The sequence below is a fragment of the Streptomyces sp. NPDC037271 genome (genome assembly GCF_055603605.1).
In genome coordinates this window covers 1-19,099 of record NZ_JBVJVN010000033.1, presented here as the reverse complement: position 1 = coordinate 19,099, position 19,099 = coordinate 1, and the positions used below count along the sequence as shown (strand labels likewise).

Sequence of the window (19,099 nt, the reverse complement as noted above, 5' to 3'; positions counted from 1 at the left end):
CTTTTGCCTGCCCCGACGCGGCGAAGCGGACATACGGCCCGAAGGCCCGCACACCCCGTTCCCGGGGACCGATAGTCCATGACGATCAATAACGATCGTGTTTTCGATAACAGAACTCTTGACGCACGGCTGACGCCGAGACGAGACTCGCGTCCATCGGTCGGCATTGTCGAACACCTACCGGCAATACGCGTTAGAGTGTGACAACGCCAAGGGCCGCCACCGCTCTCACACCGAGAGCGCCGGAACACCCGGAGGGACCCGGGGGTTCGGCTTTCCCTGGACGAAGGACAAAGGAGTCGCGGGTGTCCAGCTCCGACATCTTCATCGGCGAGACCATCGGTACCGCCATACTCATCCTGCTCGGCGGCGGTGTCTGCGCCGCCGTGACGCTCAAGGCCTCCAAGGCGCGCAACGCCGGCTGGGTCGCCATCGCCCTCGGGTGGGGCTTCGCCGTCATGACGGCGGCGTACATCTCCACCCCGCTCTCCGGCGCCCACCTCAACCCGGCCGTGACGATCGGCATCGCGATCAAGGACGGCGAGTGGGGCAACGTCCCCACCTACTTCGCCGGGCAGATCCTCGGCGCCATGATCGGTGCCGTCCTGGTCTGGGTCGCCTACTACGGCCAGTTCCAGGCCCACCTGACCGACCCGGAGATCGTCGGCGGCCCTGACGCGCGGGACACCACGGCCAAGGCCGTCGAGGCCCAGGAGAAGGGCGCCGGCCCCGTCCTGGGCGTCTTCTCCACCGGCCCGGAGATCCGGCACACGGTCCAGAACCTCGCCACCGAGATCATCGGCACCTTCGTCCTGCTGCTCGCCATCCTGACCCAGGGCCTGAACGACGCGGGCAACGGCCTCGGCACCCTGGGCGCCCTGATCACCTCGTTCGTGGTGGTCTCGATCGGCCTGTCCCTCGGCGGCCCCACGGGCTACGCGATCAACCCGGTCCGCGACCTCGGCCCGCGCATCGTGCACGCCCTGCTGCCCCTGCCGAACAAGGGCGGCTCCGACTGGTCCTACGCCTGGGTCCCCGTCGTCGGTCCGCTGATCGGCGGCGCGATCGCCGGAGGTGTCTACAACGTCGCGTTCGCCTGAGCGGCCTTCCGCTCGGCCATCATCGAGCCGCAGAACACGCGCCGTACGCACCGGCCCCACACCACGGAACCCCAGGAGCACACAGTGACCGACGCTCACACCGCCGGACCCTTCATCGCCGCGATCGACCAGGGCACGACCTCCTCCCGCTGCATCGTCTTCGACCGCGACGGACGCATCGTCTCCGTCGACCAGAAGGAACACGAGCAGATCTTCCCCAAGCCGGGCTGGGTCGAGCACAACGCCGCCGAGATCTGGACCAACGTCCAGGAGGTCGTCGCCGGGGCCATCGAGAAGGCCGGCATCACCCGCGACGACATCAAGGCCATCGGCATCACCAACCAGCGCGAGACCACGCTGGTCTGGGACAAGAACACCGGTGAGCCCGTCCACAACGCCATCGTCTGGCAGGACACCCGTACCGACGCCCTCTGCCGCGAGCTGGGCCGCAACGTCGGCCAGGACCGCTTCCGCCGCGAGACCGGCCTGCCCCTCGCCTCCTACTTCGCCGGCCCCAAGGCCCGCTGGCTGCTCGACAACGTCGAGGGCCTGCGCGAGCGCGCCGAGGCGGGCGACCTGCTCTTCGGCACCATGGACACCTGGGTCATCTGGAACCTGACCGGCGGGGTGAACGGCGGCAAGCACGTCACCGACGTCACCAACGCCTCGCGCACCATGCTGATGAACCTGCACACCATGCAGTGGGACGCCAGGATCGCCGAGTCCATCGGCGTGCCGACGCAGATGCTCCCGGAGATCCGCTCCTCCGCCGAGGTCTACGGCGAGATCAAGGGCGGCAGACTGGGCGAGCTGCTCGGCGGTGTCCCGGTCGCCTCAGCGCTCGGCGACCAGCAGGCGGCCCTGTTCGGCCAGACCTGCTTCTCCGAGGGCGAGACCAAGTCGACGTACGGCACCGGCACCTTCATGGTGATGAACACCGGTGACAAGCTCATCAACTCCTACTCGGGCCTGCTGACCACGGTCGGCTACAAGATCGGCGACCAGGACACGGTCTACGCCCTCGAGGGGTCGATCGCCGTCACCGGCTCGCTGGTGCAGTGGATGCGCGACCAGATGGGCCTGATCTCCACCGCCGCCGAGATCGAGACCCTGGCGATGCAGGTCGAGGACAACGGCGGCGCCTACTTCGTCCCGGCCTTCTCCGGCCTGTTCGCCCCGTACTGGCGCTCCGACGCCCGCGGTGTGATCGCCGGCCTGACCCGGTACGTCACCAAGGCGCACCTCGCGCGCGCCGTCCTGGAGGCCACCGCCTGGCAGACGCGGGAGATCGCGGACGCCATGACGAAGGACTCCGGTGTGGAGCTGACCGCCCTCAAGGTCGACGGCGGCATGACCTCCAACAACCTGCTGATGCAGACCCTCGCCGACTTCGTGGACGCCCCGGTGGTGCGCCCGATGGTCGCCGAGACCACCTGCCTCGGCGCCGCCTACGCCGCCGGCCTCGCCGTCGGCTTCTGGAACAGCACCGACGACCTGCGCGCCAACTGGCGGCGGGCCGCCGAGTGGACCCCCCGCATGGACGCGGAGATCCGCGACCGTGAGTACAAGAGCTGGCTCAAGGCCGTCGAGCGGACCATGGGCTGGCTCGAGGACGAGGAGTAAGAACCGCAATGACCACTCAGTCCACCCTGCAGTCCGTGCCTGCCCTGGGGACGCACCCGGCCTCCGGCTCGAACCCGAGCCGGGCCGAGACCCGGGAGCAGCTCTCCAAGGCGTCGTACGACCTTCTCGTGATCGGCGGCGGCATCCTGGGCATCTCCACCGCCTGGCACGCCGCGCAGTCCGGCCTCAGGGTGGCCGTGGTCGACGCCGGCGACTTCGCCGGCGCCACCTCCTCCGCCTCCTCCAAGCTGCTCCACGGCGGACTGCGCTACCTGCAGACCGGCGCGGTGAAGCTGGTGGCGGAGAACCACTTCGAGCGCCGTGCGGTCTCCCGCCAGGTGGCCCCCCACCTGGCGAACCCGCTCACCTTCTACCTCCCCGTGTACAAGGGCGGGCCGCACGGCGCGGCGAAGCTGGGAGCCGGTGTGTTCGCGTACTCGGCGCTGTCCGCCTTCGGTGACGGCGTCGGCCACCTGCTCTCCCCGGCCAAGGCCGCGCAGGACGTGCCGGAGCTGCGCACCGACAACCTCAAGGCCGTGGCCGTGTACGGCGACGACCAGATGAACGACGCCCGCATGGCGCTGATGACCGTCCGCGCGGCGGCCGAGTCGGGCGCGGTCGTCCTCAACCACGCCGAGGTGACCGGCCTGCGCTTCACCAAGGGGCGGGTGACCGGCGCCGAGCTGAAGGACCGCCTGACCGGCGACGAGTTCGGGGTGAACGCCCGCCTGGTGCTCAACGCCACCGGCCCCTGGGTCGACCACCTGCGGCGCATGGAGGACCCGAACGCGGCCCCGTCCATCCGCCTGTCCAAGGGCGCGCACCTGGTCCTCAAGCGCACCGCGCCCTGGAAGGCCGCGCTGGCCACCCCGATCGACAAGTACCGCATCACCTTCGCCCTCCCCTGGGAGGACATGCTGCTGCTCGGCACGACCGACGAGGAGTTCGAGGGCGACCCGGCGGACGTCGCGGTCAACGAGAAGGACATAGCCCAGATCCTCGACGAGGCCGCCTTCTCCATCCGCGACCAGCAGCTCGACCGGGACCTGATCACGTACTCCTTCGCGGGTCTGCGCGTGCTGCCGGGCGGCCCCGGTGACACCGCGAAGGCCAAGCGCGAGACGGTCGTCAGCGAGGGCCGGGGCGGCATGCTGTCCGTCGCGGGCGGCAAGTGGACCACCTTCCGTCACATCGGCCGTACGGTCATGAAGAAGCTGGAGGCGCTGCCGGGCCACCCGCTGGGCGACGACTTCGAGCCGATCGCGTCGCTGCCGAAGAAGCTGCCGCTGCCGGGCGTCGCCAACCCGCGCGCGGTCGCGCACCGGCTGCTGGTGGACGGCCCGGCGCCCGGCCCGCGGATGGCGGCGGACACCGCCAGGCACCTGGCCACGCACTACGGCTCGCTGGCCTTCGACATCGCGCGTCTGGCCAACGACAACCCGGAGCTGGCCGAGCGTGTCCACCCCGACGCCCCGGAGATCTGGGCGCAGGTCGTGTGGGCCCGGGACCACGAGTGGGCCGAGACGCAGGACGACGTACTGCGCCGGCGGACGACGCTGACGATCCGCGGCCTGGCCACGGAAGACGTCCGCGCCAAGGTCCAGGACCTGCTCGACAAGAAGTAGGACCGGAGGCGGGGCCGGGCACCGGTCCAGCGGGAGGCGGTGGCTCCGTGCCGGGGAGCCACCGCCTCCCGCGCGTGCTTTTCAAGCGGCACCACCTCCATAATGGCGTGAGACATCGGATGTCTGAGCACGCTTTGAAGCACAGGGAGGTCGGCCGTGGCGGTCACCGACGAGGCGATCGAGAAGATCAAGGGCATGATCGTCTCCGGCGCGCTGCGGCCCGGCGACCGGCTGCCCAAGGAGAGCGAGCTCGCCGCCGGCCTCGGCCTGTCCCGCAACTCGCTGCGGGAGGCCGTACGCGCCCTGTCCCTGATCCGGATCCTGGACGTGCGCCAGGGCGACGGGACCTATGTCACGAGCCTGGATCCGCAGCTCCTGCTGGAGGCCATCGGCTTCGTCGTCGACTTCCACCGAGACGACACGGTGCTGGAGTTCCTCGCCGTGCGCCGCATCCTGGAGCCGGCCGCGACCGCGCTGGCGGCCTCCCGGATCAGTGACCGGGAGCTCGACGCGCTCGGTGCCCGGCTGGACGTCCTCGGCACCGAACCGTCGGTGGAGGAGCTGGTCGCCTGCGACCTGGAGTTCCACCGGGGCATCGTGGGGGCCTCGGGCAACTCGGTGCTCTGCTCCCTCCTCGACGGTCTGTCCGGTCCCACCACCCGGGCCCGCGTCTGGCGCGGTCTCACCCAGGAGGACGCGGTCAGCCGCACCCTGCACGAGCACCGCGCGATCCTCGCCGCGCTGCGCGACCGGGACGCGGAGGCGGCACGCTCCTGGGCGACGGTGCACATCGCGTCCGTGGAGCAGTGGCTGCGCTCCACCCTCTGATCCGGCTCCGGTCCGGCTCCGATCCGGTGGTGGCGGCGGGTGTCCGGCCGCCGGTAACGGGGCAGTGATGCGGTCACTCCCCCGTGCAAGGGGGCTGCGGGCGGCCCCTCGGCACGCCGTAAGGTTGGGGGGTACGCGAGGGCACGTCGGAAGGAGGCGCTGGGTGATCGAGCTCGAGGGGGTTCCCGAGCTGGTCGACCCGGTCATGGTGGCCGCGTTCGAGGGCTGGAACGACGCCGGCGACGCCGCCTCCACCGCGGTCGCACATCTCGACCGGGAGTGGAAGGGCGAGGTGTTCGCGGCGCTGGACGCCGAGGACTACTACGACTTCCAGGTCAACCGCCCCACGGTGTTCATGGAAGCGGGCGTCCGCAAGATCACGTGGCCGACGACGAGGCTGTCGGTGATCCGGGTCGGCGGCGACAAACCGCGCGACCTCGTGCTCGTCCGCGGCATCGAGCCGTCCATGCGCTGGCGCTCGTTCTGCAACGAACTGCTGGGCTTCGCCCACGAGCTGGGCGTCGAGCTGGTGGTCGTCCTGGGCGCCCTGCTGGGCGACACCCCGCACACCCGCCCAGTGCCGGTCAGCGGCACCACGTCGGACGCCGACCTGGCCCGGCGCATGGACCTGGAGGAGACCAAGTACGAGGGGCCCACGGGCATCGTCGGCATCCTCCAGGAAGCGTGCACGCACGCGGGCGTACCGGCCGTTTCGCTGTGGGCCGCGGTGCCGCACTACGTGTCGCAGCCGCCGAACCCGAAGGCCACCCTGGCCCTGCTGAACCGGCTGGAGGACCTCATCGACGTGCGCATCCCGCTGGGCGAGCTGCCCGAGGACGCGCGCGCCTGGCAGGTGGGTGTGGACCAGCTGGCGGCCGAGGACAGTGAGGTCGCCGAGTACGTCCAGTCGCTGGAGGAGGCCCGGGACACCGCGGAGCTGCCGGAGGCGTCGGGCGAGGCGATCGCCCGCGAGTTCGAGCGGTACCTGCGGCGGCGGGACGGCTCCGGACCGGGTGGACCCGGTGGGCCGGGTGGACCAGGTGGCCACGCCACGGCCGACGGCGGCGAAGGCCAGCCCGGGACGCCGTATCTGCGGGACAACCCCAGCGGCCGTGCGCGTCCGCCGAGGCCGCCGAAGGCGAGCGGGGACGACGAGGAGTCGTCGGAGGACTGACGGACGGCAACAGGGGCGCTTCCCGGCGGGAAGCGCCCCTGTTCTCCGTGGGTGCGCCTCCTTACAGCGCCACCCCGAGCAGAGCGTCGACCGCGCGGGACACCACACCGGGCGCACCGATGTCCGTGCCGCCGCTCTCCTGCTGGAGGGCGGCCCAGCGGTCGACCGCTTCGAGGGCGGCCGGGGAGTCCAGGTCGTTCGCGAGGGCCGTGCGGATCTCCTCGACGAGCGCCTCGGCGGACGGGCCGTCGGGCCGGGAGACCGCGGCGCGCCAGCGGTCGAGCCGGGCGAGGGCGTCCTGGAGCACCTGGTCGGTCCACTCCCAGTCGGAGCGGTAGTGGTGGGCGAGCAGCGTCAGCCGGATCGCGGCCGGGTCGACGCCGTCGCGGCGCAGCTTCGAGACGAAGACCAGGTTGCCCTTGGACTTGGACATCTTCTCGCCGTCGAGACCGACCATGCCGGCGTGCACGTACGCCTTGGCCATGGGGAACTCGCCGGTGAGCGCCTGGGCGTGCGAGGCGCCCATCTCGTGGTGCGGGAAGGCCAGGTCGGAGCCGCCGCCCTGGACGTCGAAGCCCATCCCGAGGTGGTCGAGGGCGATGGCCACGCACTCGATGTGCCAGCCGGGGCGTCCGCGGCCGAGGGAGCCGCCGTCCCAGCTGGGCTCGCCCTCCCGGGCCGCCATCCACAGCATCGGGTCGAGCGGGTTCTTCTTGCCCGGCCGGTCCGGGTCACCGCCCCGCTCGGCGGAGAGCAGCCGCATGGCGGCGGCGTCGAGGTGGGAGACACCGCCGAAGTGGGGATCGGACTCGACGGAGAAGTAGATGTCACCCTCGAGCTCGTACGCCGCACCCGCGTCCCGCAGCCGCTCGACGAGCGGGACGATGCCGGGTATGGCCTCCACGGCGCCTATGTAGTGCCGCGGCGGCAGCATCCGCAGCGCCGTCATGTCCTCGCGGAAGAGGGCGGTCTCCTTCTCGGCGAGGGCGGTCCAGTCGACGCCGTCCCGCTCGGCCCGCTCCAGCAGCGGGTCGTCGACGTCGGTGACGTTCTGGACGTAGTGAACCTGCCGCTTGGTGTCGAGCCACACGCGTTGCACGAGGTCGAACGCGTTGTAGGTCGCCGCGTGCCCCATATGGGTGGCGTCGTACGGCGTGATGCCGCAGACATAGATGCGGGCGACGGGACCGGGGTCGAGAGTGACCAGGCCTCCGGTCGCGGTGTCGTGGATCCTCAGGTCGCGACCCTGACCAGGCAGGGCGGGGACCTCGGAAGCGGGCCAGGCATGCATGTCATGAGCCTAACCGGACGGATGTTCCGTACACGAACCGGATCGGTCCGGATGGCCGGTAAGGCGCTCTTGCGAGGCGCCGGCCGTTGTGCCGGCCGGGCCGTGGGCGGTGCCTACACCGGCGGCCAGGGGATGGCCGGCCACTCCCCGCTCGGCTCCGGGTGCTTCCCGGAGGCCAGCAGGGCCTCGACCCGCGCGCGCGTGGCACCGAGTTCGACGGGGGTGATCAGTGCGCCGAGCCGGGTCGCCAGGGTCCCGCCGTCCTCCAGCGCCTCCCTGAGCGTGTCGAGCACGGCCAGGGCCTCCCCGGTGAGCGGATCGCCCGCCCAGCCCCAGAGCAGGGTGCGCAGCTTGTTCTCGGCGTGGAAGGCCACCCCGTGGTCGATGCCGTACAGCCGCTCCTCGCCCGCGGGCAGCAGATGGCCGCCCTTGCGGTCGGCGTTGTTGATCACGGCGTCCAGCACGGCGAGCCGTCGCAGCCGCTCGTCGTCGGCGTGCACGAGCAGCGCGGTGCGGCCTTCCCCGACGTCGGCGAGGGCGATCGCCTTCCAGCCGGGGCCCGGCTCCTCGTCCTCGACCAGGGCGAGCAGCTCCGTGTCCGGAACCGCCTCGATCCACAGCTGGCACATGCCCTCGCCGTACGGCCCGTCGCGCAGCACGGTGGGCGGTACCAGGCCCCAGCCGGTCGCCTCGGAGACCTCGTAGGCGGCGACCTCGCGCCGGGCGAGGTTGCCGTCGGGGAAGTCCCACAGGGGCCGCTCCCCCGCGACCGGCTTGTAGACGCAGGCCGCCTCGCGTCCCTCGTGCGTGACCGTGCAGTACAGCGCCGCGTTCGAGGCGTCCCGGATGCGTCCGCGCACGGTCAGTTCACCCTGGGCGAGCAACTCGGCGGTCGCCGCTTCGGTGGTCACGCTCCGCGGCGGTATCCGTTCTGGCGCGGACATACGTGTCCTTCCGGGTCGAGCGGGAGGCTGCACAGCGGGCACGGCGGCCGCCCGGCGTTGACGACGTCGAGGGCGCGCTTGGCGAAGGCCCTGGCCTGCGCGCCGGTGAGGCGGACCCGCAGCATCGGGGGGCCGTTCTCCTCGTCCTGGAGGAGCCGCTCCTCGGCTTCCGCCAGGTCCTCCTCGGACTCGGCGTCCAGCTCCACGAGGGCCTGCGCCTCGACGATCATGCGCTGTTCCTCGCCGTCCCAGGCCAGCGCCATGGTGCCGACCCTGAACTCCTCCTCGACGGGGGTGTCCAGCGGGGCGGTGTCGGCGGGCTCGGTGGGCGCCATGGCGGGGACGACGGTGCTCCCGCCGCTGCGCCGTACGACCTCGTCGAGGAGTTCGTCCATGCGCTCGGCGAGGGCGGCGACCTGGGTCTTCTCCAGGGCCACGCTGGTCACCCGGGAGCCGGCGATGGCCTGGAGGAAGAACGTACGGCGCCCGGGCAGTCCGACCGTACCGGCCACGAAACGTTCCGGTTGGTCGTAGAGGAACACCTGACGGGACACGTCCTGTCTCCATGGAAGTCGGGGAAAGCGGGGAAGTCGGGGAAGTCGGGGAAAGCGAGAAAGCGGGAAGTCGAGGGGGACTGCTGCGACGGCTTCACCCTACTGCGGCCGACGATCACGGTGCGCCCGCACCACCACCGACGGGGGCCTGGTCGCCCGGGGGCTCCTCGTGCGGGGCCAGGGAGGCGAAGTCACCGGTGTCCCCGAGACGGACGAGGAACGGGCGCAGCCGGGTGTAGCGGATCGCGGTGACGGAACAGGGCTCGACGGAGATCCGCTGGAAGAGGTCGAGGTGGAGGCCGAGTGCGTCGGCGACGAGGGACTTGATGATGTCGCCGTGGGAGCACACGAGGTAGACGGCGTCGGGGCCGTGGTCGCGCTCCACGCGCGCGTTCCACTCGCGCACCGCCTCGGCGGCGCGGGTCTGCATGGCGCGCATGGACTCGCCGCCGGGGAAGGCCGCGGCGGAGGGGTGCGCCTGGACGACCTCCATGAGCGGCTCGTCCTTGAGTTCCGCGAGCTTGCGGCCGGACCAGTCGCCGTAGTGGCACTCCCCGATCCGTTCGTCGGTGTGCGCCCGCAGTTCGGGCCGGGCGTCGAGCAGGGGCCGGATCGTCTCCTGGCAGCGCTGCAGCGGGCTGGTGACGACCTCGGAGAGCGGCAGGCCGGCGAGCCGTCCGGGCAGCGCGGCGGCCTGTGCGGCGCCGCGTTCGTCGAGGGCGACGCCGGGCGTCCAGCCGGCGAGCAACCCCTCGGTGTTGGCGGTGGAACGTCCGTGCCTGACCAGGATCAGCGTGGGCATGCGGACAGGGTAGGCGTAGGGCACGGTGCTCGGGCGCCGGGGTGAAGGGAGAACACGTTCGGTGATCGTCGACTGTGCCATCTACCGGGACGGGCGCCGCGCGGACGGACCCGAGGACCTCTCCGACGCGCTCGGCGAGGCGCGGACGGCGGGCGGCTTCGTCTGGATCGGGCTGCACGAGCCGACCGAGGACGAGTTCGACCTGGTCACGCAGGAGTTCGGGCTGCATCCGCTGGCGGTGGAGGACGCCCTGAAGGCGCACCAGCGGCCCAAGCTGGAGGTCTACGAGGACTCGCTCTTCGCCGTCCTCAAGCCGGTGGTGTACGAGCCGGAGAGCGACGCCGTCTCCACCGACGAGCTCATGATCTTCCTGGGTGACGCGTTCGTGGTCGTGGTCCGGCACGGCGAGGGCGCCCCGCTGCGGGCTGTACGGCAGCGCCTGGAGCACGAGCCCGAGCTGCTCGGCAAGGGCCCCACCGCGGTCCTGTACGCGATCGCGGACGCCGCCGTCGACCACTACCTGGACGTGGCGGTCGAGCTGCAGAACGACCTGGAGGAGCTGGAGGCCGAGGTCTTCTCACCGGACGGCGGCGGCTCCCGGCGCACGGCGTCCCGGATCTACACCTTCAAGCGGCAGGTCCTGGAGTTCCGCCGGGCGACCGGGCCGCTGGCGCCGCCGCTGGCCAGGCTGGCCGGGACCGGGGTGTTCGGCGGCAGGGTGCCGTTCGTGAACGACAGGGCACGGCCGTTCTTCCGGGACGTGAGCGACCACCTCACGCGGGTGAACGAGTCGGTGGAGAATCTGGACCGGCTCGTCTCGGACATCCTTTCGGCGCATCTGGCACAGACGAGCGTCCGGCAGAACGACGACATGCGGAAGATCTCCGCGTGGGCGGCCATGGCAGCGGTCCCCACGATGGTGGCGGGGATCTACGGCATGAACTTCGAGCACATGCCGGAACTGCGCTGGGTATGGGGTTATCCGGCGGTGATCGCGGTGATGGCCGTGCTGGAGGTGCTGCTGTTCCGGCTGTTCAAGCGGCGGGGCTGGCTCTGAGGGAGTGCGGGACGGTCAGGCGACCTCCGGTGCCGCGGTGGCGGGTCCGCCGAGCGCGTCGCGCCGTTCGGGTGTCCGCAGCGTCACCATGCGGCGCCAGCCGGCCAGCCGCTCGTAGGCGTACGCCGCGTGGATGCCCGCCGCGAGCATCGCCGACCTGGCGCGCGACCAGCCGAGGAGGCTCCCCATGCGGGCCATCACGGCGAGGCTGACGTCCCGGTGGACGCGGATCTCGGCGAGCGCGCACTCGCGCAGCGTCCGCTGGATGTACCGGCCGTGCCCGGCGGCGGCGAAGCGGAGCAGTTCCTCGTGGGAGTACGCGAGGTGGTTGTCCTCGTCGGCCGAGATCATCCGGACGGCCCGGCCCAGGTCCGGGTGGTCCGCGAAGTACTTGAGGAGCATCGCCATCTGCTCGGCCGCGCGCTGCTCGGTGACCCTGCTGTGCGCGAGGTAGGTGATGACGTCCCGCACCGTGAGCGGCTCGTCGGCCTTGAGCTTCTCGTGGGCGAGGCCGATGCCGTGCCGTTCCAGGAGCATGGTGTAGTCGGTCTCGGGCGGCACTTCGACGGGTTCGAGGCCGCGCTTCTTCAGCAGGGCGTTGAAGATCCGCCCGTGCTTGTCCTCGTCGGCGCCGTGCCGGGTGATCTTGGGGGCGAGGGCGCGCTCGCTCTCGGGTACCAGCGCCGCGATGCGCGCGTTCTCCCAGCCTCCCTGCGTCTCCCCGCTGGCCGCGATGGAGCAGAAGAGACGGAACGACTCGTCGTTGTCGAGGATCTCCTGGAACAGACTCTTGGCCGAAAGCATCGGTGGCACCTCTCTGCCTGTGCAGGGTTTCGCAGGTTCCGCAGACTCCGCAAAGAACGAGTCAAGTGCGGGAGCGGAGAGGCGGCAACAGGTGCGGCGGGCAACTCAGCCAAAAGAAGGACGGCCGGGAACACGAGGAGGCGTAACCACGGGCACGCGGGCGCGTTGTTCCCCGTGACGGCCGTGGCGGGGAAGACCCCCGAGCCCCCACCACGGCCGCAGAACTTTCCGGGGTCGCTCCTGCGTCGCTACGCCAGTCCGGCGCGCTCCAGGGCCTCGGTGCCGGCGCGGAGCGCGGCGATCCGCTCGTCCAGGGTGAAGCCGGCGGGGGCGAGCGTCAGCGTGGTGACGCCGGCGGCGGCGTAGGCCTTCATCCGGTCCGCGATGCGGTCCACGGAGCCGAGCAGGGTGGTCCGGTCGATCAGCTCGTGCGGTACGGCCGCGGCGGCGCCCTCCTTGTCGCCGGACAGGTACTTGTCCTGGATCTCGGCGGCCGCCGCCTCGTAGCCCATGCGCTGGGCGAGCTGGTTGTAGAAGTTCTGCTTGCGGCTGCCCATGCCGCCGACGTAGAGCGCGGTGTAGGGGCGGAAGGTGTCGGCGAGCGCGGCGACGTCCTTGTCGTCGCCGAGGGCGAGCGGCAGGGTCGGGCAGACGTCGAAGCCGTCGAGGGTCTTCCCGGCCTTCTCCCGCCCGGCGCGCAAGTGCCGGACCGCGGTGTCCTCCAGGTGGTCGGCGGACGGGAAGATCAGCAGGGCGCCGTCGGCGATCTCGCCGGTCTGCTCCAGGTTCTTCGGGCCGATCGCGGCGATGTACAGCGGGATGTGCTCGCGCTGCGGGTGCACGGTCAGCTTGATCGGCTTGCCGGGGCCGCCGGGCAGGGGCAGCGTCCAGTGCTGCCCCTCGTACGACAGCCGCTCCCGGGTCATCGCCCTGCGCACGATCTCGACGTACTCGCGGGTGCGGGCGAGCGGCTTGTCGAACTTGACGCCGTACCAGCCCTCGGAGACCTGCGGGCCGGACACGCCGAGGCCGAGGCGGAATCGGCCCTTCGAGAGGGAGTCCAGGGTGGCGGCCGTCATCGCGGTCATCGCGGGCTGGCGGGCCGGGATCTGGAAGATGGCCGAACCCACGTCGATGCGCTCGGTCTGGGCGGCGACCCAGGTGAGCACGGTGGCCGCGTCGGAGCCGTAGGCCTCGGCGGCCCAGCAGACGGCGTAGCCGAGCCGGTCGGCCTCCTGGGCGACGGCCAGGTTGTCCGCGTCCATTCCGGCACCCCAGTAGCCGAGGTTGATCCCGAGCTGCATGGCCGATTCCCCTTACCGATCAGTAACGTGGCTGGTGGCCCGACCTTAGCGCGCGAAATCGGTTGTCCACAGGCCCCCACGGCGCAAGCCGTGGCCAGTAATGTCGGCGTTCATGGAGCAGAGGCATCTCGGCCGCACCGGCCTGCGCGTGTCCCGCATCGGTCTCGGCACCCTGACCTGGGGCCGGGACACGGACGAGCACGACGCCGCGGACCTCTTGAAGACCTTCTGGGAAGCGGGCGGCACCCTCGTCGACACGGCGGACGTGTACGGCGACGGGGAGGCCGAGTACCTGCTCGGACGGCTCATGGAAGGGCTGGTGCCGCGCCGGGACCTGGTGATCTCGACCAAGGCGGGCAGCGTGCCGGATCCCGACCGCCGCTTCGACGGTTCACGGGCCCACCTGCTCTCCGCGCTGGACGCCTCGCTGGCCCGCCTCGGCACGGACCACGTCGACGTGTGGCACCTGCACGCCTACGACCCGCACACGCCGCTGGAGGAGACGCTGCACGCCCTGGACGTCGCGGTGAGCAGCGGCCGTGCCCGGTACGCGGGGGCCTCCAACTTCTGCGGCTGGCAGCTGGCCAAGGCGGCGACCTGGCAGCTGGCGGCGCCGGCCGTACGGAACCGGCTGGCGAGTACGCAGATGGAGTACTCCCTGCTCCAGCGCGGCATCGAACGCGAGGTGCTGCCGGCCGCCCTGGACCTGGGCATCGGCCTGCTGCCCTCCTCGCCGCTGGGCCGGGGGGTCCTCACCGGCAAGTACCGCGGGGACGCGACACCGTCCGACTCACGCGGCGCCTCGGAGCATCTGGCCCCGTTCGTCGCGCCCTACCTCGACGACACCGCCGGCCACATCGTGGACGCGGTGGCGACGGCGGCGGACGGGCTCGCGGTGACCCCGCTCCAGGTGGCGCTGGCCTGGGTCCGCGACCGGCCCGGCGTGGTCGCCCCGATCGTCGGCGCGCGCAACGCTCGGCAGCTCACGGCGGCGTTGTCAGTGGAGACCCTTAGTCTTCCTGACGAGATCTGCCGGGCTCTCGACGACGTGTCGGCGCCCGTGCACCGCTATCCCGATCACGACTGGAGCACGCTGTGAGCACGGAGCCCGAGCCCGCCTCTGAGGACGTCGCGGACACCGCGGACACCGCGGACGCCGGGCCGGAGACCGCGGGCACCGCGAACGGGGCCGACGTCGAGGTACCGGCCGGCACCGGAGCCTCCGACACCGGGGCCGCCGGGCAGGAGCAGGCGCCCGGCGACGCCGACGAGGCGGCCGCCGGGGAGGCCGCGGGCGGCGGCCGGGCCACCGAGGCAGCCCCGGAGCCCGGGCTCGCACCCGACGGCGCCGGGAACGAGGCGCCGACCGGGCAGCCGGACGATGACGGCGCGGCGGGGCAGGAGTCCGAGGCCGACGCGGCGGGGCAGCCGGACGGCGCGGCGGGGCAGGAGTCCGAGGCCGGCGCGGCGGGGCAGCCGGACGGCGCGGCGGGGCAGGAGTCCGAGGCCGGCGCGGCGGGGCAGCCGGACGGCGCGGCGGGGCAGGTGTCCGAGGCCGAGGCCGAGCTGGCCGCTCAGCGGCTCGTGCGGGAGCGGATCGAGCGGCGGAAGGCCGAGAAGCAGGCGCCGATCGACGCCGGGGCCAAGCTCAGCGGGACGGCGGCCGATCTCCTCGCCGCCGTGCGGGCCGTGGAGAGCGGCGAGAAGCCCGCGGCCACGGTCTTCGGCGCCCCGGAGCCCGCGCCGCGCCGCGCCGCGCCGGAGCCGGTGCGCCGGCCCCGGCCGGTGCCGGCGGAGCCGGCCTCCGGGCCCGCGGGACCCCCGCCGGAGGTCGTCCAGGCCGTACGGCGCGTACTGGCCGAGGGCGGCGCCCCCGAGGCACTCGCACCGCAGACCGCCGCGCTCCTCGGGGAGGAGGCGGCGGACGCACTGCGCGCGGACCCCTGGCAGCTGCTCCGGGTCGGCGGAGTACGGCCGGAACAGGCCGACGGGTTCGCCCGGGCACTGCTCGGCGCGGCGTGCGGCCCGGACGACGAGCGTCGCGGCCGTGCGATCACGGTGTGGCTGCTGGAGCAGGCGGCCCTGGCCGGGCACACGGCCCTGGAGCTGCCCCGGCTCACGGCCACGCTGGCCCAGCGGGGCGTGCCGGACCCCGACGCCGCCGTGCAGAGCACGCTCGCGGAGGGAGAGGCGCTGGCCTTCCAGGACGCCCTGGAGGAGACCGGCGCCCGCCCGGGCACCGCGACGAACCCGACGAACCCGACTAACCCGATGGAAGCGACCGGCGGGGCGGAGGAGGCGGGGGCGGACGAAGGCGAGGAACGCCCGGTGCGGGTCCTGGTCGGTCTGGAGCGGTACGCGCTCGCCGAGGAGAGCCTCGCCGACGGTCTGGCCCGGCTGGTCAACTCGGTACCGAAGGAGCACGGCCGGGCGGCGGACTGGGAGCAGGCCGCCGCCTCGGCGCAGGGTTCCACCGCCGACCTGATCCGCGCCGTCACGGACCACGGCCTGGTCCTGCACACCGGCGGGGAGGCCTCCCTGGCCGAACCCGCGGCCCTGCTGCACGCCGCGCACGCCCTGGGCCTGCGCGCCTGGGCGGCCGCGCACGGCCCGCTCGGCCGCGACCGCTTCGCCGCACTGCTGGGCGACCCGCCGTCCGCGCCACGGCCCCCGGACTCCACCGTCCCGGGCGGGGCCGTACCGGCCGGTCCGGCCGCCGTCACCGTGGCCGGGCTGCTGACCGGGGCCGAGGGCCCGGGCCGGGACGCGGACGGTGCGCTGGACCTCGACCTGCTCGTCGTGCTCGACGCGCCGCAGCTGGACGTCGAGGCGGGCGCCCTGCTCGCGGAGTCGCTGCCGGACGGGGCCCGGCTGGTGCTCGCCGGGGATCCGGCGGTGCTGTGGTCCGTGGGCCCCGGGCGCATCTTCGCGGACCTGCTGGCGGCACGGGTCTGCCCCCAGATCGCCTCGCGGCGGCCGGACCCCGGCCCGCTCGGCGAACTGGTCTCCGGTATCGGCATCGGCGAGCTGGGCCAGGTGGAGGCGCCCGGCAAGGAGGTCGTGATCGTGCCGGTGCGGGACGCCGGCGAGGCCGTGCACCGCACCGTCCAGCTCGTCGCGGACTCGGTGCCGCGCGCGATCGGCGTCCCCACCGAGGAGACCCAGGTGATCACCCCGGGCCACGGCGGCGCGGCGGGCACGCGGGCGCTCAACGCGGCGCTGAAGGAGCGGCTGAACCCCGGCCCCGGCCGCTTCGGCGGTTTCGACCCGGGCGACCGTGTCGCCTACTCCCCCGCACCGGGCCGGGTGGTGCCGGGCCGGGTGGTGAAGGCCGACGCCGGCGGACTGCACCTGTCGTGCGCGGGCGAGGCCGTCGTCGTGCCGAAGGAGCGGGTGGAGCGGTCCGTACGGCACGGATGGGCACTGACCGCGCACCAGGCGGTGGGCGGCCGGTGGCCCGCGGTGGTCGTGGTCCTGCCCGGCGATGCCGCGCAGGCGCTCAGCCGGCCCTGGGTCTACACGGCGTTCAGCCGGGCCGCCCGCCATCTGTCCGTGGTGCACGGCGTGGAGCAGACACTGCCCCGGGCCGTGGCCGAGGTGCCGGCGAAGCCGCGCACGACCCGGCTGCCGGTGCTGCTCCGGCCGCAGGTCCCCTCGGAGGGCTGACCCCGGGCGCGCGCCCGGCCACGTCCATCGGCCACGTCGCCGAAAGACATCGCCGGACGGCCGCGCCTGCCGTCCCGGGCAGACGCGACGCCGGCGGCCACAGGGTCGCCCCCGTGGCCGCCGGCGTCATGCCGTCAGGGCCGGCCGGATCCGCCGTCCGGTCCGTCCCGGCTCCCGGTGCTCAGCGATCCGCCTCCACCCGCACCGGTTCACCGTCGTCGTCCTCGTCGTCGTCCTCGTCCGTGTCCAGGTCATCGTCCGCGTCCTCGTCCAGGCCCGCGTCGAGGTCCTCCGCCGACTCCTCCACCTCGCCGTCGTCGGCCTCGTCGTCCTCCTCGTCGTCGAGGCCGTCGTCGAATTCGTCGTCGAACACCGCGCTGACGTCGAAGCGGCAGACCACCCGTTGCGGATCGACCTGCTCGAACGGGGCCTCCAGCCATTCGCCGGGATCGGGGGCCTCGTCCGCGGCCGTCACCCAGAGCGTGGAGTCCCCCTCCTCCAGACCGAACTCCTTGTGCCGGGAGGCGATCTCGTCCGCCTCGAACTCGCCGAACAGGAGGCCGAGCGCCCCGTGCACCGTGCCGGAGGCCTCCACGCCCGCCCCCTCGTCGTCCGCCGCCTCGATCCGCCGGGCCTGGGCCATGAGCCGCTGCGGCTCGGCCACGGCGTAGTCACGGCGGATGAGCACGCTCAGCGCGTTGGGCTCCTCGGGGCCCGTGTACGGCGGCAGCGAGTCGTCCGCGCCGGGGATCTCGAAGGGGGTGACCTCGTCGTAGCGGTCGTAGAGCAGTTCGTCGTACGCCTCCGCGGCCGCGGCCAGCTGGTTGAACGCGTCGTAGACGGTCGGGTCGTCCTCCCCCGACCGGCGTTCGACCGCGGCCAGGTGGCGGTCGAGCGCGGTCTTGACCGCCTCGGCGGCGGCGCGTACCTCGGCAGCGGTGGGCTGCGCAGCATCAGACATAGTGCAGACGCTATCCGTACCGGGCCCCAGCCCGCACAATAGATGCGATGCCGGAATACGAATTTGTCGACGTGTACGTGCCGCGCGGGGTTTCCCGCAAGGAGACGACACGTCTGCTGACCGACCACGCCGAGTACGGACACTGGGAGTTGTACCGCCTGAGCCTGCTGCGCGACGGCAGCCGCAAGGTGCGGCTGCGGCGGCGGATCATCCGCCAGGTACGCGCCACCTGGTGAGCCGGTGACGGGGCCCGGCCGCGCGCGGGTGACGGAGACGGAGCGGGCCCCGCCGGTGCAGGGCCCACTGTGCGTGCCGGGTCCGCGTCACGCCGAGGCGCGCGCCTTGCGGTAGAGCACCGTGCCCGCGAGCAGCGCGCCCGCACCCACCGGCAGGGCGAGGCCGAGCGGCACGCCACTACCGGTCTCGGCGAGCTGCGCGTCTCCCCGGGGCTGGTCGACGGTCTGGGTGTCCGGCCCGCTGACGTCCGGGGAATCGCCCGGTGTCTCGTCGCCCGAGTCGGGCGGGCTGTCCGGAGTTCCGGGCTCACCCGGGGCCTCTGGGGCTTCGGGGCTGCCCGGCTCCCCGGGATCGCCCGGCTCCCCGGGAGGAGTCTCGTGATCCCCGCCGGGCGGAGCGGTGTGATCCCCGCCACCCCCGTTGCCGCAGTCGTTGCCGGTGGCCGGGTTGAGGGCGCCGACGACGTCGACGCTGTTGCCGCACACGTTCACCGGCACATGGATCGGTGCCTCGACGTGGTTGCCGGAGGCTACGCCGGGTGAGTCGGTGGCGTGCCCGTCGGCGTGCGAGCCTCCGTCCGAGCCGGGCCGGCCGCCGGAGTCGCCGTACCCGTCGGACGTGCCGGACGTGTCGCCGCCCTGGTTGGCGCACGAGTTGCCCATCGCCGGGTTGAGGACGCCGATGACGTCGACCGTGTTGCCGCAGACGTTCACCGGCACGTGCACCGGCGCCTGCACCGTGTTGCCGGACAGTACGCCGGGCGAACCCGAACTCGAGCCGTACGCGCCCGAGTCCGCGTGGGCGGTGCCGCCCACGGCGGCGAACACGCCGGTGGCCGCCGCCATCGTCATCAGGCCCTTGCGGGTGCCCTGTCGCATTTTCAAATCCCTGCCTTGCCCTGGTCCCGTGGTACCGAGAAGTGCCGTGGCACCGAGAAGTCGCGTAGTAGCGAGAAGTCGCGTAGTAGCGAGGGTGCCGAATGTTCCGACGCCGCCGTCGGCCTCCAGCCCCGGAGGTCTTCCAAAGGCCGGCGGGGGGGGGGGGGGGGGGGGGGGGGGGGGGGGGGGGTTGGGTGGGGGGGGGGGGGGGGGGGGGGGGGGAGGGGGGGGGGGGGGGGGGGGGGGGGGGG

At 72.8% G+C, this 19,099-nt stretch carries 17 protein-coding genes; 9 read left to right on the top strand and 8 right to left on the bottom strand.

Features of this window, described 5'->3' with window-relative positions:
* The first annotated feature begins 305 nt into the window (after window positions 1-305).
* The 5 genes from ACZ7G3_RS33470 to parJ all read left to right on the top strand — a co-directional run bounded on the left by ACZ7G3_RS33470 (window position 306) and on the right by parJ (window position 6,350).
* Window positions 306-1,100 carry an MIP/aquaporin family protein gene (locus ACZ7G3_RS33470; protein ID WP_426603122.1) on the top strand — a complete coding sequence of 265 codons (795 nt, stop codon included), beginning with the start codon at window positions 306-308 and terminating at the stop codon, window positions 1,098-1,100.
* 84 nt (window positions 1,101-1,184) lie between these two features.
* Window positions 1,185-2,723, top strand: a complete 1,539-nt coding sequence (glpK, locus tag ACZ7G3_RS33465) for a glycerol kinase GlpK (RefSeq protein WP_470930244.1) — start codon at window positions 1,185-1,187, stop codon at window positions 2,721-2,723.
* 8 nt (window positions 2,724-2,731) lie between these two features.
* Window positions 2,732-4,348, top strand: a complete 1,617-nt coding sequence (locus tag ACZ7G3_RS33460; protein WP_426603118.1) for a glycerol-3-phosphate dehydrogenase/oxidase — start codon at window positions 2,732-2,734, stop codon at window positions 4,346-4,348.
* Between the two features lie 156 nt (window positions 4,349-4,504).
* Window positions 4,505-5,176, top strand: coding sequence for a FadR/GntR family transcriptional regulator (locus ACZ7G3_RS33455; protein ID WP_426603116.1), 672 nt, complete (start codon window positions 4,505-4,507; stop codon window positions 5,174-5,176).
* A gap of 163 nt (window positions 5,177-5,339) precedes the next feature.
* Window positions 5,340-6,350 (top strand): filament polymerization regulator ParJ, encoded by a 1,011-nt coding sequence (parJ, locus tag ACZ7G3_RS33450; RefSeq protein ID WP_426603114.1) that lies wholly within the window; start codon window positions 5,340-5,342, stop codon window positions 6,348-6,350.
* A gap of 61 nt (window positions 6,351-6,411) precedes the next feature.
* On the opposite strand, the gene mshC is transcribed toward parJ, so the two are convergent.
* From mshC to ACZ7G3_RS33430, 4 genes are all read right to left on the bottom strand, one after another.
* A complete protein-coding gene (gene mshC / locus ACZ7G3_RS33445; RefSeq protein WP_426603112.1) occupies window positions 6,412-7,641 on the bottom strand; it encodes a cysteine--1-D-myo-inosityl 2-amino-2-deoxy-alpha-D-glucopyranoside ligase in 1,230 nt (409 codons plus the stop codon).
* A gap of 113 nt (window positions 7,642-7,754) precedes the next feature.
* Window positions 7,755-8,585, bottom strand: a complete 831-nt coding sequence (locus ACZ7G3_RS33440; protein ID WP_470930241.1) for an SCO1664 family protein — start codon at window positions 8,583-8,585, stop codon at window positions 7,755-7,757.
* Window positions 8,549-9,139, bottom strand: coding sequence for a DUF3090 domain-containing protein (locus tag ACZ7G3_RS33435; protein WP_426603108.1), 591 nt, complete (start codon window positions 9,137-9,139; stop codon window positions 8,549-8,551). The genes ACZ7G3_RS33440 and ACZ7G3_RS33435 overlap by 37 nt, the downstream gene beginning before the upstream one ends.
* Before the next feature lie 115 nt (window positions 9,140-9,254).
* On the bottom strand, window positions 9,255-9,941 hold the full coding sequence (locus ACZ7G3_RS33430) for a histidine phosphatase family protein (RefSeq protein ID WP_470930239.1): 687 nt from the start codon (window positions 9,939-9,941) through the stop codon (window positions 9,255-9,257).
* A 61-nt stretch (window positions 9,942-10,002) separates the two neighbouring features.
* Here ACZ7G3_RS33430 and corA point away from each other — a divergent pair, with 61 nt between their 5' ends.
* Window positions 10,003-10,998 (top strand): magnesium/cobalt transporter CorA, encoded by a 996-nt coding sequence (gene corA / locus ACZ7G3_RS33425; protein WP_470930237.1) that lies wholly within the window; start codon window positions 10,003-10,005, stop codon window positions 10,996-10,998.
* Between the two features lie 15 nt (window positions 10,999-11,013).
* On the opposite strand, the gene ACZ7G3_RS33420 is transcribed toward corA, so the two are convergent.
* Window positions 11,014-11,802, bottom strand: a complete 789-nt coding sequence (locus ACZ7G3_RS33420) for a ferritin-like domain-containing protein (RefSeq protein ID WP_470930235.1) — start codon at window positions 11,800-11,802, stop codon at window positions 11,014-11,016.
* 248 nt (window positions 11,803-12,050) lie between these two features.
* On the bottom strand, window positions 12,051-13,106 hold the full coding sequence (locus ACZ7G3_RS33415) for an LLM class F420-dependent oxidoreductase (protein ID WP_426603100.1): 1,056 nt from the start codon (window positions 13,104-13,106) through the stop codon (window positions 12,051-12,053).
* A gap of 112 nt (window positions 13,107-13,218) precedes the next feature.
* Between ACZ7G3_RS33415 and ACZ7G3_RS33410 the strand changes: the two genes are divergently transcribed.
* Window positions 13,219-14,205: an aldo/keto reductase gene (locus tag ACZ7G3_RS33410; protein WP_426603098.1), complete on the top strand. Its 987-nt coding sequence runs from the start codon at window positions 13,219-13,221 to the stop codon at window positions 14,203-14,205.
* Window positions 14,202-16,772, top strand: a complete 2,571-nt coding sequence (locus ACZ7G3_RS33405) for a helix-hairpin-helix domain-containing protein (protein WP_470930233.1) — start codon at window positions 14,202-14,204, stop codon at window positions 16,770-16,772. The genes ACZ7G3_RS33410 and ACZ7G3_RS33405 overlap by 4 nt, the downstream gene beginning before the upstream one ends.
* Before the next feature lie 181 nt (window positions 16,773-16,953).
* On the opposite strand, the gene ACZ7G3_RS33400 is transcribed toward ACZ7G3_RS33405, so the two are convergent.
* Window positions 16,954-17,733, bottom strand: coding sequence for a hypothetical protein (locus tag ACZ7G3_RS33400; protein WP_470930231.1), 780 nt, complete (start codon window positions 17,731-17,733; stop codon window positions 16,954-16,956).
* A gap of 47 nt (window positions 17,734-17,780) precedes the next feature.
* On the opposite strand from ACZ7G3_RS33400, the gene ACZ7G3_RS33395 reads away from it, so the two are divergent.
* On the top strand, window positions 17,781-17,969 hold the full coding sequence (locus ACZ7G3_RS33395; protein WP_161163089.1) for a DUF5703 family protein: 189 nt from the start codon (window positions 17,781-17,783) through the stop codon (window positions 17,967-17,969).
* Between the two features lie 87 nt (window positions 17,970-18,056).
* On the opposite strand, the gene ACZ7G3_RS33390 is transcribed toward ACZ7G3_RS33395, so the two are convergent.
* Window positions 18,057-18,848, bottom strand: a complete 792-nt coding sequence (locus tag ACZ7G3_RS33390) for a chaplin (protein WP_470930229.1) — start codon at window positions 18,846-18,848, stop codon at window positions 18,057-18,059.
* Between the last annotated feature and the right edge of the window lie 251 nt (window positions 18,849-19,099).

Excerpts from the sequence above, each read along its gene's own strand:
- ACZ7G3_RS33460 (WP_426603118.1), top strand. The coding sequence starts at position 2,732 with ATGACCACTCAGTCCACCCTGCAGTCCGTGCCTGCCCTGGGGACGCAC.
- mshC (WP_426603112.1), bottom strand. The coding sequence starts at position 7,641 with ATGCATGCCTGGCCCGCTTCCGAGGTCCCCGCCCTGCCTGGTCAGGGT.
- ACZ7G3_RS33440 (WP_470930241.1), bottom strand. The coding sequence starts at position 8,585 with ATGTCCGCGCCAGAACGGATACCGCCGCGGAGCGTGACCACCGAAGCG.
- ACZ7G3_RS33430 (WP_470930239.1), bottom strand. The coding sequence starts at position 9,941 with ATGCCCACGCTGATCCTGGTCAGGCACGGACGTTCCACCGCCAACACC.
- ACZ7G3_RS33420 (WP_470930235.1), bottom strand. The coding sequence starts at position 11,802 with ATGCTTTCGGCCAAGAGTCTGTTCCAGGAGATCCTCGACAACGACGAG.
- ACZ7G3_RS33415 (WP_426603100.1), bottom strand. The coding sequence starts at position 13,106 with ATGCAGCTCGGGATCAACCTCGGCTACTGGGGTGCCGGAATGGACGCG.
- ACZ7G3_RS33410 (WP_426603098.1), top strand. The coding sequence starts at position 13,219 with ATGGAGCAGAGGCATCTCGGCCGCACCGGCCTGCGCGTGTCCCGCATC.
- ACZ7G3_RS33400 (WP_470930231.1), bottom strand. The coding sequence starts at position 17,733 with ATGTCTGATGCTGCGCAGCCCACCGCTGCCGAGGTACGCGCCGCCGCC.
- ACZ7G3_RS33395 (WP_161163089.1), top strand. The coding sequence starts at position 17,781 with ATGCCGGAATACGAATTTGTCGACGTGTACGTGCCGCGCGGGGTTTCC.
- ACZ7G3_RS33390 (WP_470930229.1), bottom strand. The coding sequence starts at position 18,848 with ATGCGACAGGGCACCCGCAAGGGCCTGATGACGATGGCGGCGGCCACC.